Source organism: Parasedimentitalea denitrificans, from assembly GCF_011813015.1.
Classification (GTDB): Bacteria; Pseudomonadota; Alphaproteobacteria; order Rhodobacterales; family Rhodobacteraceae; genus Parasedimentitalea; species Parasedimentitalea denitrificans.
Window position 1 is genome coordinate 161,600 of sequence record NZ_QHLQ01000006.1, and the last position, 26,424, is coordinate 188,023.

Annotated in this window: 31 protein-coding genes; 11 read left to right on the forward strand and 20 right to left on the reverse strand. The window is 55.1% G+C overall.

The genetic code is table 11. From position 1 onward, the window contains the following. Positions 1–77 precede the first annotated feature (77 nt). From DL239_RS08610 to DL239_RS08620, 3 genes are all read left to right on the forward strand, one after another. Complete coding sequence (locus DL239_RS08610) at positions 78–1,298, forward strand: PAS domain-containing protein (protein WP_167683607.1); 1,221 nt, start codon at positions 78–80, stop codon at positions 1,296–1,298. 201 nt (positions 1,299–1,499) lie between these two features. After that, positions 1,500–2,144 carry an endonuclease III gene (gene nth, locus DL239_RS08615; RefSeq protein WP_167683608.1) on the forward strand — a complete coding sequence of 215 codons (645 nt, stop codon included), beginning with the start codon at positions 1,500–1,502 and terminating at the stop codon, positions 2,142–2,144. Beyond that, complete coding sequence (locus DL239_RS08620) at positions 2,141–3,130, forward strand: adenosine kinase (RefSeq protein WP_167683609.1); 990 nt, start codon at positions 2,141–2,143, stop codon at positions 3,128–3,130. Before nth ends, DL239_RS08620 begins: the two co-directional genes overlap by 4 nt. Before the next feature lie 64 nt (positions 3,131–3,194). On the opposite strand, the gene DL239_RS08625 is transcribed toward DL239_RS08620, so the two are convergent. Continuing rightward, on the reverse strand, positions 3,195–3,683 hold the full coding sequence (locus tag DL239_RS08625) for a MarR family winged helix-turn-helix transcriptional regulator (RefSeq protein ID WP_167683610.1): 489 nt from the start codon (positions 3,681–3,683) through the stop codon (positions 3,195–3,197). A 75-nt stretch (positions 3,684–3,758) separates the two neighbouring features. Here DL239_RS08625 and DL239_RS08630 point away from each other — a divergent pair, with 75 nt between their 5' ends. After that, complete coding sequence (locus DL239_RS08630; RefSeq protein ID WP_167683611.1) at positions 3,759–4,643, forward strand: EamA family transporter; 885 nt, start codon at positions 3,759–3,761, stop codon at positions 4,641–4,643. Between the two features lie 136 nt (positions 4,644–4,779). Here DL239_RS08630 and DL239_RS08635 read toward each other — a convergent pair whose 3' ends face one another. Both DL239_RS08635 and DL239_RS08640 read right to left on the reverse strand, forming a co-directional pair. Next, entirely contained in the window at positions 4,780–5,277 is a 498-nt protein-coding gene (locus tag DL239_RS08635; protein WP_206188397.1) for a hypothetical protein, read from the reverse strand. 1 nt (position 5,278) lies between these two features. Next, positions 5,279–5,761: an RNA pyrophosphohydrolase gene (locus DL239_RS08640; RefSeq protein WP_167683613.1), complete on the reverse strand. Its 483-nt coding sequence runs from the start codon at positions 5,759–5,761 to the stop codon at positions 5,279–5,281. 130 nt (positions 5,762–5,891) lie between these two features. On the opposite strand from DL239_RS08640, the gene DL239_RS08645 reads away from it, so the two are divergent. Next, the gene (locus DL239_RS08645) at positions 5,892–7,919 is read left to right on the forward strand and encodes an NADPH-dependent 2,4-dienoyl-CoA reductase (RefSeq protein ID WP_167683614.1); all 2,028 of its coding nucleotides are present in this window, start codon (positions 5,892–5,894) and stop codon (positions 7,917–7,919) included. Positions 7,920–7,976: 57 nt separating this feature from the next. Here the strand turns inward: DL239_RS08645 and DL239_RS08650 are convergent, their stop codons facing one another. The 3 genes from DL239_RS08650 to DL239_RS08660 all read right to left on the reverse strand — a co-directional run bounded on the left by DL239_RS08650 (position 7,977) and on the right by DL239_RS08660 (position 9,183). Continuing rightward, entirely contained in the window at positions 7,977–8,321 is a 345-nt protein-coding gene (locus tag DL239_RS08650) for an antibiotic biosynthesis monooxygenase family protein (RefSeq protein WP_167683615.1), read from the reverse strand. Continuing rightward, positions 8,322–8,642 carry an NIPSNAP family protein gene (locus DL239_RS08655; RefSeq protein WP_167683616.1) on the reverse strand — a complete coding sequence of 107 codons (321 nt, stop codon included), beginning with the start codon at positions 8,640–8,642 and terminating at the stop codon, positions 8,322–8,324. 100 nt (positions 8,643–8,742) lie between these two features. Continuing rightward, the gene (locus tag DL239_RS08660) at positions 8,743–9,183 is read right to left on the reverse strand and encodes a DUF4399 domain-containing protein (RefSeq protein WP_167683617.1); all 441 of its coding nucleotides are present in this window, start codon (positions 9,181–9,183) and stop codon (positions 8,743–8,745) included. A 280-nt stretch (positions 9,184–9,463) separates the two neighbouring features. On the opposite strand from DL239_RS08660, the gene DL239_RS08665 reads away from it, so the two are divergent. Then, positions 9,464–10,369, forward strand: coding sequence for a LysR family transcriptional regulator (locus tag DL239_RS08665; protein WP_167683618.1), 906 nt, complete (start codon positions 9,464–9,466; stop codon positions 10,367–10,369). Positions 10,370–10,449: 80 nt separating this feature from the next. Here DL239_RS08665 and DL239_RS08670 read toward each other — a convergent pair whose 3' ends face one another. From DL239_RS08670 to DL239_RS08690, 5 genes are all read right to left on the reverse strand, one after another. Further along, on the reverse strand, positions 10,450–11,385 hold the full coding sequence (locus DL239_RS08670; protein WP_369410554.1) for an OmpA family protein: 936 nt from the start codon (positions 11,383–11,385) through the stop codon (positions 10,450–10,452). Then, positions 11,382–11,954: a peroxidase-related enzyme gene (locus tag DL239_RS08675; RefSeq protein WP_167683619.1), complete on the reverse strand. Its 573-nt coding sequence runs from the start codon at positions 11,952–11,954 to the stop codon at positions 11,382–11,384. The genes DL239_RS08670 and DL239_RS08675 overlap by 4 nt, the downstream gene beginning before the upstream one ends. 6 nt (positions 11,955–11,960) lie before the next feature. Next, complete coding sequence (locus tag DL239_RS08680) at positions 11,961–12,686, reverse strand: GNAT family N-acetyltransferase (protein WP_167683620.1); 726 nt, start codon at positions 12,684–12,686, stop codon at positions 11,961–11,963. After that, positions 12,683–13,405 carry a competence/damage-inducible protein A gene (locus DL239_RS08685; RefSeq protein ID WP_167683621.1) on the reverse strand — a complete coding sequence of 241 codons (723 nt, stop codon included), beginning with the start codon at positions 13,403–13,405 and terminating at the stop codon, positions 12,683–12,685. The genes DL239_RS08680 and DL239_RS08685 overlap by 4 nt, the downstream gene beginning before the upstream one ends. A gap of 73 nt (positions 13,406–13,478) precedes the next feature. Beyond that, positions 13,479–14,015 carry a TetR/AcrR family transcriptional regulator gene (locus DL239_RS08690; protein ID WP_167683622.1) on the reverse strand — a complete coding sequence of 179 codons (537 nt, stop codon included), beginning with the start codon at positions 14,013–14,015 and terminating at the stop codon, positions 13,479–13,481. 102 nt (positions 14,016–14,117) lie between these two features. Between DL239_RS08690 and DL239_RS08695 the strand changes: the two genes are divergently transcribed. The 4 genes from DL239_RS08695 (at position 14,118) to DL239_RS08710 (ending at position 17,279) form a co-directional block, all read left to right on the forward strand. Continuing rightward, entirely contained in the window at positions 14,118–14,876 is a 759-nt protein-coding gene (locus tag DL239_RS08695) for an SDR family NAD(P)-dependent oxidoreductase (RefSeq protein ID WP_167683623.1), read from the forward strand. 38 nt (positions 14,877–14,914) lie between these two features. After that, positions 14,915–15,616, forward strand: a complete 702-nt coding sequence (gene sfsA / locus DL239_RS08700; RefSeq protein ID WP_167683624.1) for a DNA/RNA nuclease SfsA — start codon at positions 14,915–14,917, stop codon at positions 15,614–15,616. 84 nt (positions 15,617–15,700) lie between these two features. Then, a complete protein-coding gene (gene map, locus DL239_RS08705; protein WP_167683625.1) occupies positions 15,701–16,510 on the forward strand; it encodes a type I methionyl aminopeptidase in 810 nt (269 codons plus the stop codon). A gap of 94 nt (positions 16,511–16,604) precedes the next feature. Continuing rightward, a complete protein-coding gene (locus DL239_RS08710; RefSeq protein WP_167683626.1) occupies positions 16,605–17,279 on the forward strand; it encodes a hypothetical protein in 675 nt (224 codons plus the stop codon). Between the two features lie 115 nt (positions 17,280–17,394). Here DL239_RS08710 and DL239_RS08715 read toward each other — a convergent pair whose 3' ends face one another. Genes DL239_RS08715 through DL239_RS08725 form a run of 3 tightly spaced genes read right to left on the reverse strand, consistent with a single transcriptional unit; the run spans position 17,395 to position 19,885 of the window. Further along, positions 17,395–18,066, reverse strand: coding sequence for an HAD family hydrolase (locus DL239_RS08715; protein WP_167683627.1), 672 nt, complete (start codon positions 18,064–18,066; stop codon positions 17,395–17,397). Between the two features lie 56 nt (positions 18,067–18,122). Further along, a complete protein-coding gene (gene rsmD / locus DL239_RS08720) occupies positions 18,123–18,677 on the reverse strand; it encodes a 16S rRNA (guanine(966)-N(2))-methyltransferase RsmD (protein WP_167683628.1) in 555 nt (184 codons plus the stop codon). Next, complete coding sequence (locus tag DL239_RS08725) at positions 18,674–19,885, reverse strand: NAD(P)/FAD-dependent oxidoreductase (RefSeq protein ID WP_167683629.1); 1,212 nt, start codon at positions 19,883–19,885, stop codon at positions 18,674–18,676. The genes rsmD and DL239_RS08725 overlap by 4 nt, the downstream gene beginning before the upstream one ends. Before the next feature lie 95 nt (positions 19,886–19,980). Here DL239_RS08725 and DL239_RS08730 point away from each other — a divergent pair, with 95 nt between their 5' ends. After that, on the forward strand, positions 19,981–20,469 hold the full coding sequence (locus DL239_RS08730; RefSeq protein ID WP_167683630.1) for a peroxiredoxin: 489 nt from the start codon (positions 19,981–19,983) through the stop codon (positions 20,467–20,469). Positions 20,470–20,517: 48 nt separating this feature from the next. Here the strand turns inward: DL239_RS08730 and DL239_RS08735 are convergent, their stop codons facing one another. From DL239_RS08735 to DL239_RS08760, 6 genes are all read right to left on the reverse strand, one after another. Continuing rightward, positions 20,518–20,811 carry a 4a-hydroxytetrahydrobiopterin dehydratase gene (locus tag DL239_RS08735; RefSeq protein WP_167683631.1) on the reverse strand — a complete coding sequence of 98 codons (294 nt, stop codon included), beginning with the start codon at positions 20,809–20,811 and terminating at the stop codon, positions 20,518–20,520. After that, positions 20,808–21,995, reverse strand: a complete 1,188-nt coding sequence (locus DL239_RS08740; RefSeq protein ID WP_167683632.1) for a GNAT family N-acetyltransferase — start codon at positions 21,993–21,995, stop codon at positions 20,808–20,810. The genes DL239_RS08735 and DL239_RS08740 overlap by 4 nt, the downstream gene beginning before the upstream one ends. A 44-nt stretch (positions 21,996–22,039) precedes the next feature. Continuing rightward, positions 22,040–22,813: a glycerophosphodiester phosphodiesterase family protein gene (locus DL239_RS08745; RefSeq protein WP_167683633.1), complete on the reverse strand. Its 774-nt coding sequence runs from the start codon at positions 22,811–22,813 to the stop codon at positions 22,040–22,042. Beyond that, a complete protein-coding gene (locus tag DL239_RS08750) occupies positions 22,810–23,268 on the reverse strand; it encodes a RidA family protein (RefSeq protein ID WP_167683634.1) in 459 nt (152 codons plus the stop codon). The genes DL239_RS08745 and DL239_RS08750 overlap by 4 nt, the downstream gene beginning before the upstream one ends. An 82-nt stretch (positions 23,269–23,350) precedes the next feature. After that, positions 23,351–24,655 (reverse strand): HlyD family type I secretion periplasmic adaptor subunit, encoded by a 1,305-nt coding sequence (locus tag DL239_RS08755; protein ID WP_167683635.1) that lies wholly within the window; start codon positions 24,653–24,655, stop codon positions 23,351–23,353. Further along, positions 24,652–26,385 carry a type I secretion system permease/ATPase gene (locus DL239_RS08760; protein WP_167683636.1) on the reverse strand — a complete coding sequence of 578 codons (1,734 nt, stop codon included), beginning with the start codon at positions 26,383–26,385 and terminating at the stop codon, positions 24,652–24,654. The genes DL239_RS08755 and DL239_RS08760 overlap by 4 nt, the downstream gene beginning before the upstream one ends. Positions 26,386–26,424: the final 39 nt, after the last annotated feature.

Genomic DNA, 26,424 nt, shown 5'->3' on the forward strand with positions numbered 1-26,424 from the left:
AAACGCAAGTTAACCGGAAATGAGTTTTTTCGACATATCATATTCTTGCAAATAGTTCTCTAAATGATGGAATCCCTGTGTCTTTTCATGATCGTCGTCAAGAATCACGCCCTGCAACCGGCGAAGCTCCTTTTGGGTTAGAGGAGGTCTTCTTTTCTCGTACCGATGACCGTGGCGTCATTTCTGCGTTCAATGACGTATTTTATCGCGTTGCAAACTACTCGACAGAGGAGCTGCGTGGCGCGCCGCATAAAATTATCCGCCATCCTGACATGCCTCGGGGGGTGTTTCAGCTGCTCTGGGATACGCTAAAGCGCGGAGAGACCATTGGCGCCTACGTTAAAAACAAGGCGAAGGACGGTTTGTTCTATTGGGTGTTCGCGGTTGTAGTTCCGTCTGAAGGTGGCTTTTTATCCGCCCGGATCAAACCCAGCAGCTCGCTGTTTGCAACTATCCAAACGGAATACAAAACACTTTTGGATGCTGAAAAAGCAGATGGGCTAAGCCCTGAAAAAAGTGCCGAATTACTGTTGGAACGCCTCGGAGAACTTGGGTTTAAGGACTACCAAAGCTTTGCGTCATTTGCGTTGGCCGAGGAACTAACTGCGCGGGATACCGGGCTGGGTGCATCTGTAAATCCCAAAATCACCAACTGTCGCGCAATGCTGAAGAACGCCGACGAGCTATTGGGCGAAACTGCAGGTCTGGTGCAAGAGTTTGAAGCTATGCGCACGATCCCGCATAATCTGCGCGTTATTGCCTCTCGAATTGAACCCGCTGGCGGACCGGTGACAGAGCTGTCCCAAAACTATGGTACCATGTCTCGCGATATGTCTGAGTGGTTCTCCGCACATGTGCGGGGCGAAAACAGCAATTTCAGCGCGATCAAGGACACTGTAAACAACAATATGTTCATTGAATGCATGACCCGTATTCTGAATGAGTGCGATGTTCAATTGCAAAAAGAGCAACGCGACAATGAAGCCCCAAGCATCGTAGCGGAAAGGAAAATTCTGGCGACATTGGTCACAGAGCAACGCCAATTCGCGCAAAACGGTTTGGCTGACGTAAAAAGTGAAGCTGACCGAATCCTGGCCGCCTGCACCATGATGAACCGGCATTTCCTTGGCCTGAGCACCATCCGCGTTCTCTGCAAAATTGAGAGCGCTAGGCTGTCGACCAAGGGTGAAGCACTAACTGCCATCATTGATCAGCTTGGAGAGTTTCAGGCTCGGATTTCGAAGCAACTTGATCGAATTTCGACGCTTGGTGAGAGTATCCGGGACACCGAACACTAGGTCTTAATATTACTCCAATAGGATCAGTGTAGTTTTAATCCTGTCACATATTGCGGCCCCGGAGAAAGGAGCCGCAATATGTGAGCGCCGACAGAACATGACACAATGGCTGTTGCGCAACGGCACAGGAATAGCCCAGCTTGTTCCACTCCACCGGTTTCTCGTTGCGATGTGCTGCGGGTCACGTCATTAAGGCCCGCGATGGCAAAGCAACTCGATTATCATACCCTCCGCGAGATTTTTTCGCGATTTCAGGCAGCGGAACCAGAGCCCAAAGGCGAGCTGGAGCATGTCAACGTTTACACCTTGGTGGTGGCGGTCGCCTTGTCGGCACAGGCCACCGATGCAGGGGTGAACAAGGCAACGCGTGCGTTGTTCCAGATCGCGGATACGCCGCAGAAGATGTTGGATCTGGGCGAAGAGGGCCTGACTGAGCATATCAAGACCATCGGGCTTTTCCGTCAGAAGGCTAAGAATGTGATCAAGATGAGCCGCATTCTGGTTAATGACTATGACGGAGTGGTCCCAAACTCCCGCGCTGCGCTGCAATCTCTGCCGGGTGTTGGGCGCAAAACTGCCAATGTGGTTCTGAACATGTGGTGGCAGCAGCCCGCGCAGGCGGTGGACACCCATATTTTTCGCGTCGGCAACCGGTCTGGTATTGCGCCGGGCAAGGATGTGGGCGCCGTTGAACGCTCTGTTGAAGACAATATTCCGGCTGATTTCCAGCTTCACGCCCATCACTGGCTGATCTTACACGGCCGCTATCACTGTAAAGCACGCAAACCGCTCTGTGGCACCTGCCTGATCCGCGACCTGTGCATGTTTGAGGACAAGAACCTATGAAAACCTATCAGATTGTTGGCATCGGTAATGCCGTTGTGGATGTCATCAGCCAAAGCGACGACAGCTTTCTTGATCTTATGGGGATCGAGAAAGGTATCATGCAGCTGATCGAGCGGGATCGTGGCGAGGTTCTGTATGCAGCGATGCAAAATCGCGTGCAGACGCCCGGTGGATCTGTCGCCAACACAATCGCCGGTGCCGGTGCATTGGGCCTGGACGCGGCATTTATTGGTCGTGTGCATGACGATGCGTTGGGTCAGTTTTATGCCAAGGCTATGCAGGACGATGGCGTTGATTTCGTTAACCCACCGGTAGAGGGCGGCGAGCTGCCAACTTCGCGCTCGATGATCTTTGTTTCGCCCGATGGGGAGCGTTCGATGAACACCTATCTAGGTATTTCATCTGAGCTGAGCTCGGCTGACGTGTCCAAAGATGTGGCCGGTCAGGCCAAGATCATGTTCCTGGAGGGCTATTTGTTCGACAAGGACAAAGGCAAAACTGCGTTTATGGAAGCGGCCCGTGATTGCCGTATGGGCGGTGGTAAAACCGGCATCGCGATTTCTGATCCGTTCTGTGTCGAACGCCACCGTGATGACTTCCTGTCACTGATCAAGAACGATCTGGATTTTGTGATCGGCAACCAGGACGAGATCAAGTCGCTGTTTGAAACCGACGACCTAGAATCCGCTCTGGCCCAAACCGCCGAGATCTGCCCGCTGGTTGTCTGCACCCGTTCGGGTGACGGCGTCACCGTTGTCAGCGAAGGAACCCGTGTGGACGTTCCGGTGAACAAGGTTGTGCCTGTTGATGCCACCGGCGCTGGCGATCAGTTTGCGGCTGGCTTCCTGTTTGGCATGGCCAATGGCCGTGATTTGGAAACTTGTGCCAAGATCGGCTGTGTCTGCGCTGGCGAAGTTATCAGCCACATTGGCCCACGCCCCGAGGCCAACATGTTGGCGCTGCTCAAGGCTGAAGGTTTGGTCTGAGTTTAAAATATCGCGACATTCCTGAAAGGCCGTCCATTTTGGGCGGCCTTTTGCATTTCAGCACCTAGTCAAGTTCTGCGGCGACAAGCGCTTTGCCCAGAAGGGTTTGGAAGAGTTCAACGTCACTGGCGTCCAGATCTGCAATCATAGATGCTTGGGTTTGGACGTGTTCCGTCACCACCTTGTCAATCAACGACAAGCCAGTTTCGGTTAGCCCAACCAGAAAACTACGGCTGTCGGCGGGGTTCGTGCTCCGCTTTACCAGCCCATCGGATTCGAGCCGATCTATCCGGTTTGTCATCGTGCCAGACGCCACCATTGTCCGCTCCAGCAATACACCCGGCGACAGGGTATAAGGATCCCCTGCCCGGCGGAGTGTGGCCAGCACATCGAACTTGGCTGCGTTCAAGCCATGTTCGGCAAACGTCTTATGCATTTCCTTTTGATAGGCCAGATACAGCCGCGCAACGCGTCCGATAATGCCCATGGCCGTCACATCCAGATCCGGCCGCTCTTTTTCCCATTGTCGGGTTATAAAATCTACGTGGTCCATAATCCCTTGTCGCATATTTTGTCTTGACGTCAAGATTAAATCAGTTATCTCGATGTCAAGACAAAGGAGTCCCCCATGACGAGACGAATTGATTTGCTGCTCACTGCGCTTGCCCCTGCCATCTGGGGCAGCAGCTATATTGTGACCACTCAGCTGCTGCCTGAGCATTCAGCCATGACAGTGGCGTTCTTGCGTGCGCTGCCCGCTGGGCTGTTGCTGTTGCTGATCGTGCGTCAATTGCCGCCGTTGAATTGGCTTGGCAAGATTTTCATCCTAGGGGCGCTGAACTTCTCAATCTTTTGGGCCATGCTGTTCATTTCCGCCTATCGGCTGCCGGGCGGTGTCGCCGCAACGCTGGGTGCGGTTCAGCCGTTGATCGTGATTTTCCTGTCTGGGCTGGTGCTGCAGACTGAAATTCGTGGCAGTCAAATTCTGGCCGCAACACTGGGTATTGCAGGCGTCGCGTTGTTACTTTTGACACCGGAGGCCAAATTGGATGCTGTGGGCATTCTGGCTGGTTTGGGCGGTGCAGTGTCAATGGCGGCGGGTGTGGTTTTGACCCGAAAATGGCAACCACCAGTGCCGCCGCTGACCTTTACCGCGTGGCAGATGACTGCTGGAGGACTGCTGCTGTTGCCGGTGGCGTTTGGGGGCACTCCCGAGCTCCCTACGTTCACCCCGGCAAATCTACTGGGTCTGGCCTACCTTGGTTTGATCGGTGGCGCACTGACCTATGTGTTGTGGTTCCGTGGAATCGCCCGGATTGATCCAGCATCAGTGTCTATTCTTGGTGTATTCAGCCCTCTGTCGGCCGTGATCCTTGGTTGGGTATTCATGGGCGAAACGCTATCGCCAAGTCAGGGCGCTGGCGCATTGTTAGCACTGTTTAGCGTGTGGTTGGGACAAAGCAAATTCACGTTTAGCGGCTTATACAAAGTGCCGTCGAAAATTTCATCCTGAACGCTATGTCTAAAACGTCTCTAACCAACGAAACCTAGGGGGGAAGCAAGACTCTTTTTGACCTGATAGTAGCCGAAGGAAACTCATTTTTTTGCGGCGGCGATCAGGTCACAATGGGCCTTCACTCACCATAACTTTACTTGCAGGTTCCGCCACGGTGACAAGACAGAAGTGTCTTCTCATTTTCTGAAGTCAGACTATAGGAGTCGCCACCACAGGCGTCAAAGTACGCCACGCGATCATCCCCCTCCAACCGAGTAAACAAAATAATTTCTCTATCGTTCGGAACATAGCCACAGTTATCGAATAAGCAGCCAACCTCCAGAATCACGGGTGTCTGGACCTGCGCACCAGTAGAAAAACTTCGCTTACCTAAAGCATAACCGTCCACTGTCGCGTTTATACGAATAGATTTTGTGTGACGTTCAGAGTTGAAGTCATTGGCATCATATACCTTGAAATCATCCAGCTTTGTCTGATCAAAAGTTAGCCGCCCTTTGAAGATATTAAACACCTCTTCAGAAGCTGCGGCGCGCGTGTAAGCCCTTGCAATGGGCCATTCAACGCAGGACAGGGCAGACGCTGAGCCTCCCACCAAGCTCAAACATATGAAAGTTGACGCTAAAAGCCGCATATCACAAATACCCCTTAAACTCCTCAACTACCCGAGTATAAACCTCGCGCTTGAACGGCACAATCTTGTCCACCAGTTGATCCACGGGCTGCCAGCACCAGGCCGAAAACTCGGGGTGGTCAGTGTCGATATTCACTTGGTCATCTGTACCGGTGAACCGCATCAGGTACCACTTTTGCTCTTGCCCGCGATACTTGCCGCCCCAGAATTTGGGCACCACATCGTGCGGTAAATCATAAGGCAGCCAGCCGTCGCTTTCGGCGATGATCTCGACCAGTTCAGGTGGAACCCCTGTTTCTTCCTCTAGCTCTCGCAATGCGGCGATGCGGGGATCTTCGCCCGGATCGATGCCCCCCTGTGGCATCTGCCAGGCGTCTTTGAACCGATCCTTGCGCTGGCCAACAAAGACATCGCCATCTGCGTTGATCATCATCACCCCGACATTGGGGCGGTAGGGCAGTTTGGCGATTTCGTCCGGGGTCATTTCGTTCTCCTGATTGGTTGGGCTACTGTGTACAGGTGCCCCGGCGTCGCACAAGAGGGTGACGCCGCGTTTCGGGTGACAAGGCTCGCCAAGGCAGCAATTCTGTGTGGCAGATTTAAGGGAGAGTGTGATGACTGAGTACCCAAACCTGCTGGCGCCGTTAGACCTCGGCTTTACCACCCTGAAAAACCGGGTATTGATGGGCTCCATGCACACTGGCCTAGAAGAGACCCGGGACTGGAACCGGGTGGCTGAGTTCTATGCATCGCGCGCCCGTGGTGAGGTTGGCCTGATGGTTACCGGGGGCATTGGCCCGAACCTTGAAGGATCGGTTCTGCCCGGCGCGGCGATGATGACCACCGAAGGAGACGTAAAGAACCATGCCATTGTCACTGACCGGGTGCATCAGGCAGGTGGCAAGATCGCTATGCAGATCCTGCACGCAGGGCGTTATTCCTATGGGCCTAAATGTGTTGCCCCTAGTGCGGTAAAGTCCCCTATCTCGCCATTCCCGCCGACCGAGCTGGATGAGGACGGGATCGAGAAGCAGATTAGCGACATCGTCAAGGCCGCCACTTTGGCGCAAAAGGCAGGCTATGACGGGGTCGAGATCATGGGGTCCGAAGGGTATTTCCTCAATCAGTTCTTGGTCACCCATACCAACAAGCGCACCGACCGCTGGGGTGGTTCCTATGAGAACCGGATGCGCTTGGCTATCGAAGTAGTCCGGCGCACCCGTGAGGCCGTGGGGCCGAATTTCATCATCATCTTCCGCCTATCGATGATTGATCTGGTGCCCAACGGGTCTACCCATGACGAGGTGGTGCAGCTGGCCGTTGAGGTTGAAAAAGCAGGTGCCACTATCATCAACACCGGCATCGGCTGGCACGAGGCCCGCATTCCCACCATCGCCACCAGTGTTCCCCGCGCGGCTTTTGCCTGGGTCACCAAAAAGCTGATGGGCAAAATCGGCATCCCGCTGATCACATCGAACCGGATCAACTCGCCAGAGGTAGGTGAGGAAGTACTGGCTACGGGCTGTGCCGACATGGTTTCGCTAGCGCGGCCTATGCTGGCGGATGCGGATTTCGTCAAGAAGGCGATGAATGGCACAGGCAACCAGATTGCCCCCTGTATTGCCTGTAACCAAGCCTGCCTAGATCACACGTTTGGCGGCAAGCTGACATCCTGCCTTGTGAACCCTCTAGCCTGCCATGAAACAGAGTTGCTGATTGAGCCCACCCCCATTGCCAAGAATGTGGCCATTGTGGGCGCTGGACCGGCGGGACTGTCAACTGCGCTGACGGCTGCGCAGCGGGGGCATAATGTTACGCTGTTTGATAAGGCCGATGAGATCGGTGGTCAGTTGAACATGGCGAAACAGGTGCCGGGCAAGGAAGAGTTCTGGGGGCTGGTCGATTGGTACCGGACCAAGATTGCCGAGGCTGGGATCACTGTGAAACTGGGCGCCGAGGTTAGCGCAGATGATCTTGTTGGATTTGACGAGGTGGTAATTGCAACTGGTGTCACCCCACGCGACCCGCAGATCCCCGGTCAGGACCGCGACAATGTGCTGACCTATATCGATGTGCTGCGTGGTAAAGCCCCGGTTGGGAAACACGTTGCTGTCATCGGCGCGGGTGGCATCGGGTTTGATGTGTCCGAGTTCCTGCTGGAAGAAGGCCACAGCCCCACCACCGACCTGCCGTTGTGGATGAAAGAATGGGGAGTAACGGATCCAGAAGAGCATCGTTCGGGACTGGCGCCAGAAGGACCACAGCCAGCGCCCCCTGCACGTAGGGTTACGCTGTTGCAGCGGAAAACCAAGGCGCATGGCAAGGGGCTCGGCAAAACCACCGGCTGGATCCACCGTGCCACGTTGAAGATGAAAAAGGTCGAAATGGTCGGCGGCGTGAACTACGAGCGGATCGACGACGACGGGTTGCACATCAGCTTTGGTGAGGCTCGGGAAAACCCGACCGTTGTTCCTGCGGATACCATTGTATTGTGCTCGGGGCAGATTTCAGAGCGTTCTCTGGCTGACACGCTGACCGAACAAGGCGTGTCTTGTCATGTGATAGGCGGCGCTGACGTGGCGGCTGAGCTGGATGCCAAGCGGGCGATCAATCAAGGCACCCGACTGGCGGCTTCGTTCTAAGGTTAGTGATAAGCGCCCCGTGCCAATGGCACTGGGGCGCCGTAACCGTCACAAATATCAGCCGTGCGTGGCACGGCCGTCCTTGGGCGCCTGCTCGCGATCTTCCATTCCGTAGTCCCGAATGACACTGGCGACTCGCAGGCGATAGTCGGCAAATATACCGCTGCGCCCACTGTCTTGGCCAGTGCGATGTTCTGACAGATTGCGCCAGTTGGCGACCGCCTCTTCATCTCGGAAAAAGGATAGCGACAACAGTTTGTCCGGGTCACTCAGGCTTTGGAACCGTTCAACTGAGATGAAACCATCCACTTGCTGCAGCAGCGGCAGCAGATCTGCGGCAACCTGCAGGTAGTCGGGCTTGCGCCCCTCGGCGATGCGGACTTCGAACAGAACGGCGATCATTTACTTGGCTCCATGTGGGGAAGAGGCCAATTTCAGCCAAGTCCGGTCTTCGCGCAACAGGAACTTTTCCTTCTGAGCGAACTCATAGTTCTCGCGCCCCAGCGGATCTGCGGACAAACGGGCGCGGTAGGATTCATAGTCTGCCAGACTCGCCACGTTATAGATGCCATAAGCCAATGTAGAGGATCCCTCGTGCGGGGCGTAGTAGCCTATCAGGTCAGCGCCACAGCGTGGAATCGCCTGCCCCCAGTTGCGAGAGTATTGTTCAAACTGAGCTTTCTTTGTCGGGTCAATTTGGTAGCGAATGATACAGGTCAGCATTGTTGTCTCCGTTTTGCTGACCTGCTTCTATTCTCATGATCCCCCTAGATGTTTCGTTGGGGACCGAAGTGTTCGATAGCATCGAGTATTTTTTCCGGGGTTACTCAATAACGATTGTGATGACCTCGGAAACGATTGGTGTCGAGTGTGGCACGTGGCCCATATCACCCAGGACCAGCTGCAACGTGTGCTGTCCCGGTTCCAGATCGATAACGGTTTCGGTCTGCCCACCGCCAAAGTGCTTGTGATGCTCATCCGACATTATGCCATTCGACAATTCATCAGCACCATCCTCACCCTGACCCAAAGGAGGCCGATCGATCAGCAAATGGTGATGGCCGGTGTTTTCCTTTTCGGTTCCAGCCGGGGCCACGCCCATTCCAGACAAGCCAAAAACAACTTTCACCGGCGATACAAACGTGTCGCCGTCCTGAATGTTCACAAAATATACCTGAGCATCTGGATTCGAGGCTGTTTCTCCTCCTGCCCAAAGGGGGCTGGCTAGGGATGCGACAAGCAATGCGGCTGAAAAAGTTTTCATCTGGTTACCCTCTTATATGAACTGCAATGACATCAGCCTAACCTTCATGTGTTTGAATTACGACCAGCAACTGAACGGCCCTGCGCTGATAATCCCGTGGTATTCGCCAGAAAATGCGCGGGATTATTCGAACCGACGTCACCCACGATTGCCCCTCACCGATCGTTTCCAACGATTCAACGATCCTGCGAAAACCCCGGTATTATCCCACCAGCGCCCAGATGTTGCCCGAATTGACCGTCATTCAAAGTGTCAGCACTGAATGTTCAAGGGGAACAAGATGGATCGACTGACCGAAATGGAAGCCTTTGCCAGCGTAGTAGACCAAGGTGGGTTTACTGACGCCGCACGCAAGTTGGGCATTTCCAAGTCTGCTGTCTCAAAGCATGTTTCCAGCCTTGAGGCCCGACTGGGCGCCCGTTTGCTTAACCGCACCACACGCCGTGTATCACCGACCGAAATTGGGCTGGCCTATTACGACCGCGCACGCCGGGTACTAAACGACGCTGGTGAAGCAGACGCACTGGTGACCTCAATGCAATCCGCACCATCCGGGCTGCTGCGTATTTCTGTGGCGACTGACTTTGGCGTCAACCACCTGTCGCCGGTGCTTTCTGAATTTCTGAATGATTTCCCGGACATCACCGTCAACATGGTATTGAACAACCGTTTTGTTGAGCTGATTTCCGAGGGGTTTGACATGGCGCTACGCATCGGTGAGCTGGAAGACAGCACCCTGCGGGCGCGCAAGCTGACCGAAACTACCAAACGGATGATTGCCTCACCCGCGTATTTGGAGAAGTTCGGTCGTCCGCAAAAGATCGACGACTTGAATACGCATAAACTGCTGCACTACTCGAACCAGTCGAGCGGCAATATGTGGAAGCTGACTGCACCGTCAGGTGAAAAACGTCAGGTGCGCACGGCCGGTTGGCTTAGCGTCAATGATGGTCAATCCCTGCTGAACGCTGCCATTTCAGGCCTCGGCATCGCATATTTGCCTAGCTACTTATATGCTGAAGCAATGGCAGAAGGGCTTGTGGAAGATGTCATGCCTAGTTTGCCTGTCGAGACCCAAGGTATTTACGCTGTCTACCCGCCGGGTCGATTCACTCAGCCAAAAGTGCGCGCATTTATCGACTTTCTGGTCCACGCCTTTGCGGACAAAGGCGCCGGCGACTGGTAAAATAGATACCTCTAGCCATCAGCCCCGTGCTACCGCGCGGGGCTTTTGGGTTTCTAGAACCCCTGTCCGTACAAAAGGCGCTACCGCGACAGTAGGACTGCTTCGACCCGTCGATTAGCATCTCGGCCGCCAGCAGTCAGATTGCTTGTTAGCGGAGCCATATACCCCACCCCCACTGCGTCGATCTGGGCGCCATCAATCTCAAACTGTTTCACCAATCTTTCGCGGACGGCCTCGGCACGTCGTTGGGACAGGGTGATATTATTTTCCTGATTGCCAACGTTATCAGTATGACCGACGAGTGAGATGCGCATCTCTGGGGTTTCTATCAACAAGGCTGCCAACTGAGCTAAAACCTCAAACGGTCCTGAGCCAAGCCGAGACGACCCAGTTTCAAACACCAGCCCATCCAGCACCACCCGACCATGGGCGTTTAAGGCCTCTGCCAGGCCACTCTCTTCGACCTGCTCAGTCTGCTTTGGTGGTCGTGTATCCGGTCGTGGTTCAACCGGAGCAATTCCAATCGGATCGGCTGTAGACGGGGTTACTTCGATCAGCTGCATATACGTAGACAGGCCAGATCGCGACACCAGCAATGACAGTGCCTGATTGTCGCCTTTGGTAGCTGACAGAAATTGAAAGTCACCAATATCTACAAGCATATCCGGTGCCGGAACCACCTCTATTCCAAAACGAAAGTCAAAGCCTCCGCAGCTTCTTGCCTGGCATTCGAATTGGACCTCGAACCCTGCGTCCTGAACCTGTTCTCGCATTGGGACATACAGTTGCATCGCGCTAGTCTGGCCCGTCAAACGCCAGGTGCGACGCAGCACCTGACCCTCAAAGTTCTGAACCGGGACCTCGTCCTTGGAGGCAGAGCCCATTGGCAAGGCATACCGGGCCAAGGGGCTTTGGCGTTCGCTTAAAAACTGAACGCCCGCAGGCAGTTCCAGATCACTTGCCATAACCGGCAGTGCCAGCACCACAGCGCTGATTATGGCAAAGGTTCGTATCACCGAAATTGGCTATGGTATTCGTCGTTGGGCACCATGGCAGTAGCGCTGGCGACCCGGTTGGACATGTTATAAAATCCTGTCACGTTGGCGATGTCCCAAATATCACGATCACTGAACCCAGCATCCCGCAGCCCTTGCCGGTCAGCCTCTGAAATCTCGGCACTGGCGGTGGTCATCTTGGTGGCAAAATCCAGCATGCTGCGCTGGCGATCGTCCAACGGCGCCACGCGGTAATTCATCACCAGCATCTCGCCCAGTTTAGGGTCACCCGACATTTGGCGGACCGCCGCACCATGAGCAACAAGGCAGTAATAGCATTTATTGATCGACGAGACGGTTACCGCGATCATCTCGCGTTCCAGTTTGCTAAGACCACTATCAGCCAGCATCACGTCGTTATACATGGCGGTAAAGGCGGTCAGTTTGTCGATATCAAAGGCATTTGCCTTCAGGACATTCGGGACCATGCCCAGTTTTTCAAGGCAGATATCAAAGTACTTCTGCGTTGCGGGTGGCAGCGGATCTACCATTGGCAGGTCCAACGCGGTGGGCATGGTCTGATCGGTCATTCTCGCTTAGTCTCCGTTCGGCAATATACGATAGTGGTACTGTCCCACAGAGCCCATGCCGAGGGAAGCATAGAGACCATTTGCACCCTCGTTACGTTTCGTACACATCACTGCCAGCTCCTCGGCACCGTTATCCTGCGCCCACAACGCGGCCTGACGCATCATCCAAACGCCCATTCCCTTGCGTCGTTGATGTGGCAAAATCTCCAGCGCGTGGACCACTGCGACTCCATCATGCATGGCGCAAAAGGCGGTTCCGGCTGGTTGTTCATTGCCCCGACTAAGGATCGAAGTTTTTGGGCCCTTTGCACGCTCCATGATGGCCACTCGACTAGGCCCAATTCCGCCAGTTGCCCAGATTTCGATCTGGATCGCCAGCGGCTTCCACACACAGAATGTTGTGACAGGCGGGATTTTGACATCGGTTAGCAAGGCAGGCGGGCAAGACCACAGATTGACCGGGTCCTTTACCGCGTATCCGCGTTCAGCCAACTGAGTGTCCAATTCATCCTCGTCGTCGCGGATCATGAACATTGGCACCTGCCCCATGTCACGCATGGCGGCTTCGGCGGCGCCGATATCGCTGTCGGTCACCGGGCCATTGATCGTCGCCGAAGACACACGGCTACCACCACCCAACCCTTCGCGCAGGGTGATTGGTCCAAGTGTGAACTCGCGAGCGCAGGGCCAAGTTGCCCCGATCACGTCGTAGTAACGTGGGTCAGTGCTCAAAGCTCCAGCTCCTTGGCAAGTTGCGTCATAGCTGCGTCAATTCGGGTGCCCGTGGTGCCACGAATAACGATATTGGCACCAAATACGCCGTCTTGCTGAAACGGATAGCAGCCGATGGATAGATCATCATAGCGTTCAGCCAATGCGCCGAGCGTCGGGGCAATGTCCCCTTCGCCGCGCAGCACGCGCAGTGTTTGGGACAACATCGGTTGACCACCTGTAATGGTTGGCAACACCGAAGCAACCATGGCCTGAAACACCATCGGCACCCCCGCCATCACATGCACATTGCCAAGGGTGAAACCGGGCGCAATCGACACCGGGTTGTCGATAAGTGTTGCCCCATCAGGAATACGCGCCATGCGCAGCCGTGCCTCGTTCAGCTCTTTGCCGGTTTTCTTGTAGTGGTCCGCCAGCAACGCCCGCGCATCATCCCGCACATCAATATGCTTATCAAACGCTTGCGCGATACAATCGGCTGTGATGTCGTCATGGGTGGGGCCGATACCGCCGCTCGTGAACACGTGCTCAAACCCATTCGATAGAGCCTGAACTGCAGAGATAATTGCTGCGCTGTCGTCGCTAACAACTCTGACCTCTGCCAAATCGATTCCATGTTTGGTTAATTCACCCGCCAAAAAGTACATGTTGGCATCGCGTGTGCGCCCCGAGAGGATCTCATCGCCAATGACCAGCATGGCTGCGGTAGGGTTTGGCATCGTTTCACTCCTTTGGCGGTTTTGTCCGCAAGATACGCCCACCCGCCGTAAGGGCAAGCAGACAGTTCCATTTTCAACTGTAACCGGCAGTGATCCGATCAAACAGAGTGTCATCCTGTAGGCTCCGCGACAGGATCATCGCCCCTTCAAGCGCAGCTATCATGCGGGCGGCTTCAGTTTCAGCGTCCTCGGGCTCCACCCCCTTGATCTGGAAAACCTGACCCAACCATTGGATATTCCTGACAAAGAAAGCTCGGGTCTGGCGGGCAACAGGATCAGGCAAGTCACTGATTTCAGCTCCGAACATGCCGCAGAGGCACATTTGGCCGTCCTCGATCAGGGCCTGGCGATAGCTGGCCGCATAACGACGCAGCATTTCATCCGCGTCTTCAGCGGTCGGTTCGCCAAGCCCGTCAAGGAACCGATTGGTGTAACGCTCTGCCAGAGCGGCGCCCAGAACTTCCTTATTGGCAAAGTGATAGTGCACGCTGGCTGACTTGATGCCGATCTCTGTCGCGATTTCACGAAAGGAAAAACTGTTGTAACCGCCCTGTCGCGCCATGCGTTCGGCGCTGTCCAGAATGCGACTGGCTGTTTCTGAATAAGTCATCTGCACGCTCTTCATCCTATCTACCTACAGGTAGGGGTTGACGACTCGCTCCGCAATCTCAATATGCCTACCTATCGATAGGTAAATGAAAGGAACGACGACATGACCTCCCCCTCGACAACACTCATCATTGGCGGCTCTAGCGGAATGGGCCTTGAAACAGCCCGCCATCTGGTGGCCCAAGGTCAGCATGTCACCCTGGTTGGCCGGTCGGCTGAGAAACTAGCAGCAGCCAAATCTGAACTGGGCGATCTGGTGGAAACGGCCCAACTGGACCTGTCAGACGCAAAGGCCACCGATGCCTTTGCCGCTGAACTCAAATCCAGCAAGCGCCACATCAACCAACTGGTGAACGCCGCCGGGATTTTTGCACCCAAACCATTTCTTGAGCACACCGGCGAAGACTATGACGCCTATATGGAACTGAATCGGGCAACTTTTTTCATCACGCAGGCCGTTGCCGAAAACATGAAGGCGCACGGCGGCGGATCCATCGTCAACATCGGTTCGATGTGGGCCAAACAAGCGGTCAAAGCGACACCATCGTCAGCATATTCCATGGCCAAAGCGGGCCTACACTCGTTGACGCAGCATCTGGCGATGGAGCTGGGTGAGCATGGCATTCGTGTCAACGCTGTGTCTCCGGCCGTTGTCGTGACCCCAATCTATGGAGCCTTTATTGAACCGGACCAGATCGAGGATACCCTAACCGGCGCCTTTGATGCATTCCATCCCGTTGGCAGGGTTGGCCGCCCAGCGGATGTTGCTGCTACAGTCGCGCATTTGCTGTCCGATCAAGCCGCATGGGTCACCGGCGCCATCTGGGATGTTGACGGCGGTGTTATGGCTGGCCGCAACTGATGCTTTGACAACTGGCGGGGGTACGGTAGGCAGGCAATATGAAATTTGCCACGCCTCTTATCCCCGCCACGCTTGTCCGCCGCTACAAACGATTTCTGGCCGATTGCCAGCTGTCTGATGGGACAGAGATCATCGCCCACTGCGCCAATCCCGGGTCGATGATGGGGCTGGCGGAACCGGGTATGCGGGTGTGGCTGGAGCCCAACGACGACCCGAAAAAGAAGCTGAACTACGGCTGGCGGCTGGTTGAGCATGAGAGCGGTCATTTCACTGGCGTCGACACCTCGGTTCCCAACCGCGCTCTGCGGGCCTCGCTAGAGGCTGGGGAAATCACTGAACTATCAGAATACAAATCCGTCCGCCCCGAGGTGAAATACGGTAAAAACAGCCGCATTGACTTCTTGCTCACCCAGCCCGGCCTGCCTGATTGTTATGTCGAAGTCAAAAGCGTCACCCTGATGCGGCAACCTGGACTGGCTGAATTTCCCGACAGCGTAACCAAACGCGGCACAAAGCACCTGGGCGAGCTGGCTACCATGGTGCGGCAAGGCCACCGGGCTGTGATGCTGTATCTGGTGCAGCGCACCGATTGTAACAGTTTTCAGCTGGCTGCTGACATCGACCCCACCTATGCAGCCGCCTTTGCCGAGGCTCAGGATGCGGGTGTTGAAAAGCTGATATACACAACCAATATTTCACCCTTAGAGATTACTCTCGGAAAAGCCATTTCCGCCACCTAGGCCATATGGCGTCACAGCCTATGGCCCTTTGGCGCCATTACCCTTACATAGCGGTCTAAGACAGCAGCGATGGAGCCCATCTTGATGAGAAAAAACGGTGGCCGGACAACCAAAGACGGCATTCGCATTCACCAACAGGCCGACTATGCCGGCATGCATGTGGCTGGCGCTCTGGCCGCACGCATTTTGGATGACATTGCAGAACATGTCATCCCCGGACAAACAACCGGCGAGCTGGACCGGCTGATCACCCAGATGGTCGAGGACGCTGGGGCAAAATCGGCCACCATCGGCTATAAGGGCTATCAACACGCCAGCTGCATTTCGGTGAACCACGTCGTGTGTCACGGCATCCCTGGCGACAAAAAGCTGAAAGACGGCGACATCCTGAACATCGACGTCACAGTGATCGTTGACGGATGGTTTGGCGACACCAGCCGCATGTATGTGGCCGGCAAACTATCCCGCAAGGCCGAGCGTCTGATCCAAGTGACCCATGACGCCCTGATGAAGGGCATAGAGGCCGTCAAGCCTGGTAACACCTTTGGTGACATTGGCCATGCCATTCAGGTCTACGCCGAAAGCCAGCGGATGAGCGTCGTTCGCGATTTCTGCGGCCACGGGTTGGGAGAAGTCTTTCACGCTCCACCAAACGTGTTGCACTATGGTCGCCCCGGCACTGGTGCCAAGCTCGAAGAAGGTATGTTCTTCACCATCGAGCCCATGATCAACCTTGGCCGCCCGGAAACCAAAATCCTTGCGGACGACTGGACCGCGGTGACCCGTGACAAGTCACTGACCGCCCAGTTTGAACACTCGATTGGTGTAACCGCAGACGGGTTTGAAATTTTTACCCTGTCGCCCGGTGGCAAATTCCACCCGACCTACGGCTAAAGCCAGCCGCTGAGGGGTATTGCTGGCACTGTCTGCAATTTGACCTGCAAGCCCAGTGCTCTAACCTGATCCCTATCTCAGATAGGGGGCAGGTATGTCGATCAGAACCATCATCGGACTAAGTCTTTTTTTGCCCCTTGCCCCTGTTGCCCAAGCGCAGGACACGGGCGTTTCCTTCAACCTGTTCAGTTATGAAGGCGCATATTTCAACAAAATCTTCCGGTTCGATGCAGATTACACCGCCAAATACGACATCCCGATCAAGGTTCCCTTTGCGCTCGAAATCCCTGTGCGCAGAGACATTGAACTAATCGCCGACGGGCGCCCAGATGGTGGGCTCGTCAAATTCACCTTCGCCACCAAAGCCCCTGAGGGGCGAAGATTTGTCGAAAACTTCCACGTCGCAAATGCAACGTTCCCCATCCCCGAGGGCAGCATCGACCCGATGCCAATCCGCCTTCGTACTGCCGCCCAGGCACTGGCACACTCCGCTTTTCCTAATGCGGTAAAAGGATTCACCAATGCCAAGGTTATTAGCTCGCGCGAGATTTCAGTCAACAACATGCGTGCAGCAGAGGTGCTGGGAACCTACACCGATCCCGTCAATGGTCCGATGATTTTGCAAATGGTTGCGATCCCACACCCAGACCGCGCCGAGAGTTATTTTGTCCTGCACAACATCAGCCGAACATTGGTGCCGATGGACGGCCCCAAACGGTTACCCGAAACACTCGGTGGGCGTGTGTTATCCAGTTTCACCTACGAGTAACCGCCTTTGAAACCGGATCCGCTTTCATTTGGCTAAAAAAATCCCGGGGGTGAATTGTCGCACATGCGACAAGAGGGGGCAGCGCCCCCATCAACAGTCAAAATCAACGTCAGACCTAACGGTCACCCAACCCGATCAATCCCGGCACCATTGCCATATCATCAAATAGCTCGGCCCCCTGCGCCACCAGCCGCTCTCCACCACCATCAGGTGCATAGCCCAAACAGCGCATTCCAGCACGTAGCGCGGCGGTGGCGCCATTGGCGCTATCCTCGATCACCAGACAATCGCGTGCCTGCACATCAAAATGGCTGGCCGCCGCCAGAAACAACCCTGGCTCGGGCTTGGCTACTCCCAGTGTATGTGCCGAGAACATCGCATCTGGATGGAACCGGTTCCACAATCCATTTTGGCCCAGCGTAATACGCATCTTGTCGTCGCTGCCGTTAGAGGCCACACAACAAGGGATCGCCTCGCGGTCAAGCAATGCCAAAAGCTCGGGGATACCGGACACAAGCGGCACGCCCCCGCGCAGCCTTGCATAGGTTTCTTGATAGACTTCATCAACCCAGTTCGGCGGCAGATCAGCACCCAGATCCTGGGCCTTGTCTTTCACGTCTGCCATTGTACCGCCAACAAACAGATCCATGCACTGAGCCAGCTCCAGCTTTAGCCCGTAGCGCGACAGGTTCTCGACTAAGGCCTGATTGGAAACCACCTCACTGTCGACAAGCACGCCGTCGCAGTCGAAGATCACCAGCTTTGGCGTGGGATAGGTCTTGGGCATAAAAACTCCTGACGTAATTCAATAATCAAATCAATAATCAGAGCGCAGCACTCGCATTAGATATCCCGCCACATCAAGGTGATGTGGGTATCGCCATATTTGCGACTGTCGCGCAGCTGGTATCCTTCGGGTGCCGACATTGGGCTGCTTTCCTCCCAAACGATCAGCGCCTCGTCGTCTATCCACCCCCCGTCAGCAGCCACTGCCAATGCCTTTTCCCCCAAGCCCTTGCCGTATGGCGGGTCAAGAAAGATCAAATCAAATGGTGCATCTAGATTGGGCCCCAATTTCAGCGCATCTCGTTTGATGAGATTGGTGTTATTCTTGCTGCGCGTAATGTCGATGTTCTTGCGGATCAGCCCTGTGGACACCCGCCCATCGTCGACAAAAGTCACACAGGATGCGCCCCGCGACAGGGCCTCTAGCCCCAAGGCTCCGGTGCCTGCAAATAGGTCCAAGACACGAGCGTCCGGGATTACACCGGTGTGGTTAAGCACGTTAAATAGGCTTTCGCGCACGCGGTCGGTTGTAGGGCGCAAATGCGCCCCAGCGTCGCCTTTACCAACCGAGGCCAGCGCACGGCCGCGAAAATCGCCGGCAATGATCCTCACGCTTTCAACAACGATTTTAGCTCAGTTTCGGGATCACCTACAGCGTTCGGATCACAGGTCTTGCCCATGTCGATCAACCGTTTGCCGACCATATAGGCGCGTGGATCGTTCATTGCGTCCACTGCCAGCAACTGGTCATCCTTGAAATACCAAAACGATATCGATGCGCCGTCACCCGAGCGGGTGACCACATGGGTATACCCGGTATTAAGCCCTGCTATTTGCAGTTTGACGTCATATTGATCTGACCAGAACCATGGCTTGGCGATGTATTCCTTACCCGCTCCCATAATGTTCTGCGCTACGACTTCAGACTGATCAATAGCGTTAGGCACACTTTCCAGTCGAATGCGCTCGCCCTGATATGGAAATGAGGCGCAATCCCCAGCCGCCCAGATGGACGCATCCGAGGTTCGCCCCTGTGCATCTGTTTCAATCCCATTGTTCACCGTCACACCGGCCATTTCAGCCAGTTGCGTGGCAGGGGTGATGCCGACCCCAACGACTACAAAATCCAGCTCCAGCTCGGTCCCATCGGTCAACACCGCACCGGTGACTTTGCCGTCGGAGCCCAGCAACCGATCTAGCCCAACACCTTCGCGGACATCGACCCCATGTGAGGTATGCAATGTGCGGAAGTAATCCGATGTTTCCGGCGCAGCGACCCGTTGCAAAATGCGGTCAGCCATTTCGACCAGCACCACGTCCACGCCACGCTTGGCACAGACGGCTGCGGCCTCTAGGCCGATGTATCCACCGCCGACGATCAGGGTTCGGGCGCCCTTGGTGACCGATGGGGCCATTGCATCCACATCACCAAGTCCGCGGACAACAAACACGCCCTCCAGATCACCACCAATCGCCACTGGCAAGCGCCGCGGGTCTGATCCGGTGGTCAGCGCCAGATGATCGTAAGAGATCACCTCATCGCCAATACTGACCGTCTTGGCACCCGCATCAATGGCAGTGACCGGTTGGCCCAGTTTTAGGGTGATGTTGTTATCGGCGTAAAAACTCTCGGGCCGCAGGAACAAACGCTCCAGCGCCATATCCCCCAGCAAATAGGCCTTGGACAATGGCGGGCGTTGATAGGGTAACGCGGTTTCGGCACCGATCAGCGTGATCTCGCCGTCAAAGCCGTCCTTGCGCAGCTTGGCCACCAGTGACGACCCCGCCTGCCCCGCTCCGATCACGACGATGTGGCTCATCTTGCTCTTGCCTCTCAATTCTGTTCCGGTCACTTTCACTGCCGGACCCTATATGCGGTGCGAACAGAAACGCAATTAGAAGTGACGAGAACTAGATGATTTCAGTTGGTGAAAAACTGCCAAAAGCGAACCTTGTAGTGATGGGAGCAAACGGTCCAGAGCCGGTTTCCATTGCCGACAAGACCAAAAACCGCAAAGTCGCGATTTTTGCTGTCCCCGGGGCCTATACTCCTACCTGCAGTTCGGCGCATGTGCCCAGCTTCATTCGCACCAAAGATCAGTTTGCAGCCAAAGGCGTCGATGAGATCATCTGCATTTCAGTCAACGACCCCTTCGTGATGGCAGCCTGGGGTAAAGAAACCAGTGCAACGGAAGCTGGCATAACGATGCTGGCCGATGCTGAATGTAGCCTGACCGAGGCGATGGGGATGCGATTTGATGCCGCCCCTGCCGGTTTGATAGCCCGCTCTTTGCGCTATGCAATGCTGGTCGAGAACGGAGAGGTCAAAATTCTACAGATGGAAGAAGGCCGCGGTATCTGTGAGCTAACGGCAGGCGAAGGTCTACTAGAGGCAATGGGCTGATCGCCGGTCAAACACTGCAAAGCCCCGAAAAATCTGGGGCTTTGCATCTTATACCAAACTATCGAACTTGCGTGCCAACTTGGCATCTTGGGCGCTGATCCCGCCAACATCATGCGTTGTCAGTACAACCGTCACCTTGTTGTAAATATTGCTCCACTCTGGGTGATGGTTCCACTTTTCAGCCCAAATGGCCGCCCGGGTCATCCAGCCAAATGCATCGACAAAGCTCTCAAATTTGTAAGTTTTGCTGATCGCATCCCGATCATCAAGCAGGGTCCAGCCGGTTTGAAACAACGGGCCCAACAATGGCCCACGGGTTACCTCTGACATTTTCTCCGTCATTGTTGTTCCTCCACCTTTAGCTTTTTGAACGGGCCATAGTCGGTCAGAATTTCAATCTCTTCCTCGATTGCGACGCGTTCGGCATCCAAATACCGGGCCACAGCATCAGCAAAGCCGGGATCACCGAGCCAATGCAAGGAATGTGTCTGCGTCGGCAGATATCCGCGTGCCAGTTTGTGCTCGCCCTGAGCGCCAGCCTCAACCCGCGCCAAGCCCATCGCGATAGCTAGATCCATAGCCTGATAATAGCACAGTTCGAAATGCAGACAGGGATGATGTTCGGTGCAGCCCCAATATCGGCCGTAAAGCGTATCGCGGCCAATGAAATTCAGGGCCCCCGCCACATAGCGCCCTTCACGTTGTGCCATGACCAATGCCATATCACCCGCCATGGTTTCCTGAACGATGTCAAAGAACGCGCGCGTCAGATAGGGCGACCCCCATTTGCGGGAACCGGTATCCTGATAGAACATCCAGAAGGCATCCCAATGCTCAGGTCGCAAGTCTGCGCCGCTGAACACTTCGATATCTCCACCAAACCCCTGCGCTTGGGCGCGCTCTTTACGGATATTCTTGCGTTTGCGCGATGACAGGCCAGCTAGAAAGCCGTCGAAATCTGGGTAGTCCTGATTGAGCCAATGGAACTGTTGCGTCAGGCGTGACATCAGCCCCATTTGCTCGCCCGCCTTGGCCTCATCCTCGGTGCAGAATGTGACATGCAGAGAGGACAGGTCGTTATTCGCAGCCAGTTGCACCGCGCCCTGCACCAAAGCGGAATGACCGACGCCTTCGAAACCGGGCCGCACCAACAATCGCCGACCGGTGACTGGCGTGAACGGCACTGCGATTTGCAGTTTAGGGTAATAACGCCCACCCGCTTGTTCCAGCGCGTGGGCCCAGTTGTGGTCAAAGATGTATTCGCCCTGACTGTGCGACTTGGCATACATCGGCGCGCAGCCAATAAGATCACCGTTTAGATGTGCGGTCAGGTATTGTGGTTGCCATCCTGTGCCGCGCCCAACCGATCCGCTATTTTCAAGCGCGCTAAGAAACCGGTGGGTTGTGAATGGATCGTTTGGGCGGCCACCATCCGTTGCCTCGGGGCAAGCGCATGCATCCCACTCATCGGCGCTTATCTGCGCCAATGAGCCCAGCAATTGTATCTCAATCTGCGCTTGTTCCATTGTTTCCCCTTGCCCTGCAATAATTGGGCAGGGACATCTGGCTATCAACCCGGCAGTGGGGAAAGATAGCCCTCAAAGGTCACATTGTCGGCAAAGACCCGCGCTGCACGTTCCTCTGCCAGCGAATTAATCGTCCAACACAACACAGGGACACCCCTATCACGCAATTCCTGAACGCGAGACCGCGAGAGATCACCGGCCTCGTGACTGATGAAGCAGGCCCCGGTCCGGTCAAAGTCTGGTATATCACGAAGCCGGTCGCAAATCGGTTCCGTCAATTCTGGCCACTCAGCGAAATCATAGGCGCTGGTTACGATACCGCACGGCAGGTCCGGTGCCAGTCGGACCATCTCAGCCGTTGAATTCGGGTTGAACGACATCAGCGCCACTGAACCGCGATAGCCCATCAATGCATCAGCTGTCGCCCGTTCAAGCAGCCCAATATCCGGCCCCAACTGGCCGTCTTGATCCTTGATCTCAATCAGCAGCGGCACCTGACCATCAACCAGTTTCAGCACTTCGGCTAGATCTGGAATCCCTTCGCCATCGCCACCTTTCAATGAAATAGCCTGGGCCTGCTTTCGCGTAAGCTGGTTGATCGATCCGGTTCCGTTGGCCAGCCGCTCCAGATGATAGTCATGGAACACCATCGCATGCCCATCAGCACTAAGCTGTAGGTCAATTTCGATGCCATAGCCCGCATCAATAGCCGCGCGGATAGCCGCACGGCTATTTTCAGGGCGCCCATCGGTCACATCATGCAAGGCACGATGCGCAATGGGCAGCCCTAGAAATTCCGATGGTAGTGCTAGTGTCATTTGATCTGGAATACACCGTCGATTTCAACGGCAACACCCATTGGCAGCGAGGGCGCGCTAACCGCAGAACGTGCGTGGCGGCCAACATCGCCCAGTGCGGCAACCAGAAAATCAGAGGCTCCGTTGACAACCATTGGCTGCTGCGTGAAGTCGGCGGTGGAATTCACAAAGGCCCCCAGTTTCACAACCTTCACCAAGCGATCAAGATCACCGCCACAGGCTGCTTTTACTTGCGCCAACAAAGAAATGGCACAGGTTTTAGCCGCGACTGCGCCTGCTTCGACATCCATATCCGCGCCCAAGGTGCCGGTGATAAAACCGTCGTCATTAGCCGAGATTTGCCCCGAAACATAAACCATGTCGCCCACGACAACATAGGGCACATAGTTGGCAGCCGGAGCCGGAGCATCAGGCAAAGTTACACCCAGCTCATTCAATTTCGCCTCAAAACCCATGACATCCATCCTCTAACAAGTGTTTCGCGGCGACGCTAACCGGGAAGCAATACAGCGGAAAGAGAAAAATGCCGGTCGTGTTTCAGCTTTCCCGGAAGGCCTTGAAAAAGTAATCGGCAAGGGGCTTGACCAAATAGGTCAGCGGCGAGTGATCAGCAGTGCGAATATAGCTTTCGACAGGCATGCCGGGCACTAAGACGACCCCCTCTGGTAGCTTTTCAAGCTCACCCTCTTTCAGTTCAATTTCGGCACGGTAATACGATTGGCGGCTGGCTTCGTCCTCAAATGTATCCGCCGAAATCAGTGTGACGACGCCAAACAGTTCGGGTGTCTCTCGTTGATCCAGCGCCGAGAATCGCAGTGACACGGATTGGCCCACATAGACCTCATCAATGTTGATTGGCGAAACCTGGGCCGCAACAACAAGCGGTCGATCCTGCGGCACCAGATACAATACTGGTTCCGCTGGGCGAATAACTGACCGGGGTGTATGAACCTGCAGTCCATAGACAATACCCGAAGCCGGTGCCGTAATATCCAGCCGGTCCAACTGTTCGATTAGTGACCGCCTTGTCTCGGCCAATTCCAGTTCTTGATATCGCAGGTCGCGCAACCGGGTGATCGCCTCTTCGCGTTGGCGAGTTCCCAACTTTAGAATCTCGATCTCGGTTTCGGTAATTCGACCTTCAGCCTGCGCCTCTGTTGCAATCAACTCTCCTAGTGAGCCCTGCAAGTCGGCTGATGTGCGGCGAAGGTTCAAAACTGTGCCCGCTTGGGCCAATCCACGATCCAGAAGGGTTTGTTGATTTTTCAGTTCCTCGCCGATCAGCTCTAGCTGAAGCGCCAAGGATTCCTGCTGGGACTTAATCCCGACAATCTGATCGCGGATCTGAGCCCGGCGTTTTTCCAACTGCTCAGTCTCACGAGCTATCGAATCTTGGCGGGCAAAGAACAATCGTGCCTGCCCATCCATAAACTCATCTATTTCGGGGCGAGTTTGGGCCAGCGCCACCAAGTCATCATCGAATGCAATGCTGTCTGTTTCGTCCCGCTCGGCTTCTAGCCGTCCACGTCGTGCAACAAGTTCGAATAACTGGCCCTCAGTAATCACCAATTGCGATCTCAATCTGTTTGCATCCAAGCGCAATAGCAAAGCCCCTTCGGCTACGACGTCACCTTCTTCAACCAGAATTTCCGATACAATGCCGCCATCAAGGTGCTGGACAACCTGTCGGTTCTGATCGACCTCGATCTGTCCTGTAGCCACTACTGCACCTGCTATCGACGACATCACAGACCACGTGCCAAAACCCCCAACCAACAGCAGCAAGCCAATCATGCCAATCGTAATCGGGCGACGGGCGGACCATGCGTTTTCTTCGGTCATTGTGCCTTCCTCGCCGCAGCCGTTTTTTGAATATTTTGGTGATTAGTGACTGTTTGACGTAAGATATCATCCTTGGGGCCAAACGCTGCTTGATTGCCCTGATCCACCACCAGCAACAAATCACATTCCTGAATCGCCGCAGGTCTGTGGGCCATTATCAATACTGACCTGCCCTCAGATTTCAGCTGCTTGATTGCAGCGTTCAAGGCGACGGATCCTTCGTTGTCCAAGTTCGAGTTCGGTTCATCCAGAATTACAATCACTGGGTCATCATACAGTGCCCGCGCTAAGGCAATCCGTTGCATCTGCCCACCAGACAAGCGACCGCCACCCGCTGTGATCCGTGTGTCGTATCCGTCAGGCAATTTGGTGATCATTTCGTGGGCCGCTGCCTTTTGTGCTGCCGATACAACTTTTTCCGAGTCCAGCGCATCCGCCAAACGAGCAATATTTTGCGCTATTGTTCCTTCAAACAGCTGCACACGTTGAGGCAAATAGCCGATGTGTTGACCCAGCACGTCCGGCGCATATTGATCCAACGCGGCACCATCCAACCGGATAGTCCCGGCTGCAGCCCGCCAAACGCCGGTTATCGCACGGGCCAATGTCGATTTACCCGAACCCGATGGGCCAATCACGCCCAACGCTTGCCCCGGCTCTACCTTAAACGAGAGATTCCGCAACAGTGGTGTCTTTTCACCGGGTGGCACCACTGTTACCGCCTGTAGTTCCAGCCGTGCTTTGGGCTTGGGCAATGCAATACGCTCTTGCTCTTCTGGCACCTTAGTCAACAATTCAGCGAGACTATTCCAGCCTTTTACTGCGCGCTGCACAAGCACCCACTGACCCAGTGCCAGCTCGATTGGCGCCAAAGCCCGCCCCAGCAGGATCGAACCTGCAATCATGGCTCCGGGAGAGACCTCGCCTTGCAGCACCAGATAGGCGCCCAGCCCCAGCATGGCTGACTGAAGGAACAAACGGAGTGTCTTGGTCAGCGTTGTAAAGCTGCCCCCAACATCATTGGCTGAGATACTTTCGGACAAGGCTGCATCGCGGGCCACCTTCCACCGGCCAAAGGCAGCGCCGCGCATTCCCATGGACTGAATCATCTCCGCTTCAGTACGGATTTCTTCGGACATTAGACTGGCACGATGAGAGGCAATATTCGCCTCTAACTGCGGTACGCGCGAGAACAGTTGGTTCAACAAGGCAATGCAGACAAGCAAACCACCACCAACAAGCGCCAACAGGCCTAGCCATGGGTGAAACAATGCGATTCCAGCTAAGAAGACCGGCGTCCAAGGCATGTCAAATCCCGCCATCAACACCGGTGACGAAATCAGGCGCTGCACCGTTTCAAGGTCGGTCAAACCAGTTTGCGCCACAGGGTCCGGCCCCACAGCCGAGCGTCGGATCATTGCGTCAAATACCCGCCGGTCCAATGCCGCTTGGAACCGCGCTCCAACCCGGGCCATAATGCGACCACGTGAGTAGTCCAGCACCCCCATCATTCCATAAAGAAACAACACTAAAAGCGACAGCGCGACCAGCGTTTGCTCTGACCTGCTGCCTAACACACGATCATATACCTGCATCATGTATAGCGGGCCTGTCAGCATCAACATATTGGCGAAGAAACTGAAGACACCAACCGCCCAATAAAGCGCCCGACTGCGACGTCGAACCGACCTCAGCTCATCACGTCCGTTTTTGAATTGTGAATTTGCCATAATGTGCCTGAATTGAGTGTTAGCGGGTTCATGATAGCA

Coding starts and splice junctions, on each gene's coding strand:
- DL239_RS08740 (WP_167683632.1), bottom strand. CDS start 21,995: ATGGAACAAGCGCAGATTGAGATACAATTGCTGGGCTCATTGGCGCAG.
- nth (WP_167683608.1), top strand. CDS start 1,500: ATGGCAAAGCAACTCGATTATCATACCCTCCGCGAGATTTTTTCGCGA.
- DL239_RS08710 (WP_167683626.1), top strand. CDS start 16,605: ATGTCGATCAGAACCATCATCGGACTAAGTCTTTTTTTGCCCCTTGCC.
- DL239_RS08675 (WP_167683619.1), bottom strand. CDS start 11,954: ATGACCGATCAGACCATGCCCACCGCGTTGGACCTGCCAATGGTAGAT.
- DL239_RS08745 (WP_167683633.1), bottom strand. CDS start 22,813: ATGACACTAGCACTACCATCGGAATTTCTAGGGCTGCCCATTGCGCAT.
- DL239_RS08655 (WP_167683616.1), bottom strand. CDS start 8,642: ATGCTGACCTGTATCATTCGCTACCAAATTGACCCGACAAAGAAAGCT.
- DL239_RS08730 (WP_167683630.1), top strand. CDS start 19,981: ATGATTTCAGTTGGTGAAAAACTGCCAAAAGCGAACCTTGTAGTGATG.
- DL239_RS08635 (WP_206188397.1), bottom strand. CDS start 5,277: ATGCGGCTTTTAGCGTCAACTTTCATATGTTTGAGCTTGGTGGGAGGC.
- sfsA (WP_167683624.1), top strand. CDS start 14,915: ATGAAATTTGCCACGCCTCTTATCCCCGCCACGCTTGTCCGCCGCTAC.
- DL239_RS08755 (WP_167683635.1), bottom strand. CDS start 24,655: ATGACCGAAGAAAACGCATGGTCCGCCCGTCGCCCGATTACGATTGGC.
- DL239_RS08685 (WP_167683621.1), bottom strand. CDS start 13,405: ATGCCAAACCCTACCGCAGCCATGCTGGTCATTGGCGATGAGATCCTC.
- DL239_RS08630 (WP_167683611.1), top strand. CDS start 3,759: ATGACGAGACGAATTGATTTGCTGCTCACTGCGCTTGCCCCTGCCATC.
- DL239_RS08645 (WP_167683614.1), top strand. CDS start 5,892: ATGACTGAGTACCCAAACCTGCTGGCGCCGTTAGACCTCGGCTTTACC.
- DL239_RS08665 (WP_167683618.1), top strand. CDS start 9,464: ATGGATCGACTGACCGAAATGGAAGCCTTTGCCAGCGTAGTAGACCAA.
- DL239_RS08640 (WP_167683613.1), bottom strand. CDS start 5,761: ATGACCCCGGACGAAATCGCCAAACTGCCCTACCGCCCCAATGTCGGG.
- DL239_RS08620 (WP_167683609.1), top strand. CDS start 2,141: ATGAAAACCTATCAGATTGTTGGCATCGGTAATGCCGTTGTGGATGTC.
- DL239_RS08695 (WP_167683623.1), top strand. CDS start 14,118: ATGACCTCCCCCTCGACAACACTCATCATTGGCGGCTCTAGCGGAATG.
- DL239_RS08650 (WP_167683615.1), bottom strand. CDS start 8,321: ATGATCGCCGTTCTGTTCGAAGTCCGCATCGCCGAGGGGCGCAAGCCC.
- DL239_RS08660 (WP_167683617.1), bottom strand. CDS start 9,183: ATGAAAACTTTTTCAGCCGCATTGCTTGTCGCATCCCTAGCCAGCCCC.
- DL239_RS08625 (WP_167683610.1), bottom strand. CDS start 3,683: ATGGACCACGTAGATTTTATAACCCGACAATGGGAAAAAGAGCGGCCG.
- DL239_RS08750 (WP_167683634.1), bottom strand. CDS start 23,268: ATGGGTTTTGAGGCGAAATTGAATGAGCTGGGTGTAACTTTGCCTGAT.
- map (WP_167683625.1), top strand. CDS start 15,701: ATGAGAAAAAACGGTGGCCGGACAACCAAAGACGGCATTCGCATTCAC.
- DL239_RS08715 (WP_167683627.1), bottom strand. CDS start 18,066: ATGCCCAAGACCTATCCCACGCCAAAGCTGGTGATCTTCGACTGCGAC.
- DL239_RS08690 (WP_167683622.1), bottom strand. CDS start 14,015: ATGACTTATTCAGAAACAGCCAGTCGCATTCTGGACAGCGCCGAACGC.
- DL239_RS08760 (WP_167683636.1), bottom strand. CDS start 26,385: ATGGCAAATTCACAATTCAAAAACGGACGTGATGAGCTGAGGTCGGTT.
- DL239_RS08735 (WP_167683631.1), bottom strand. CDS start 20,811: ATGACGGAGAAAATGTCAGAGGTAACCCGTGGGCCATTGTTGGGCCCG.
- DL239_RS08725 (WP_167683629.1), bottom strand. CDS start 19,885: ATGAGCCACATCGTCGTGATCGGAGCGGGGCAGGCGGGGTCGTCACTG.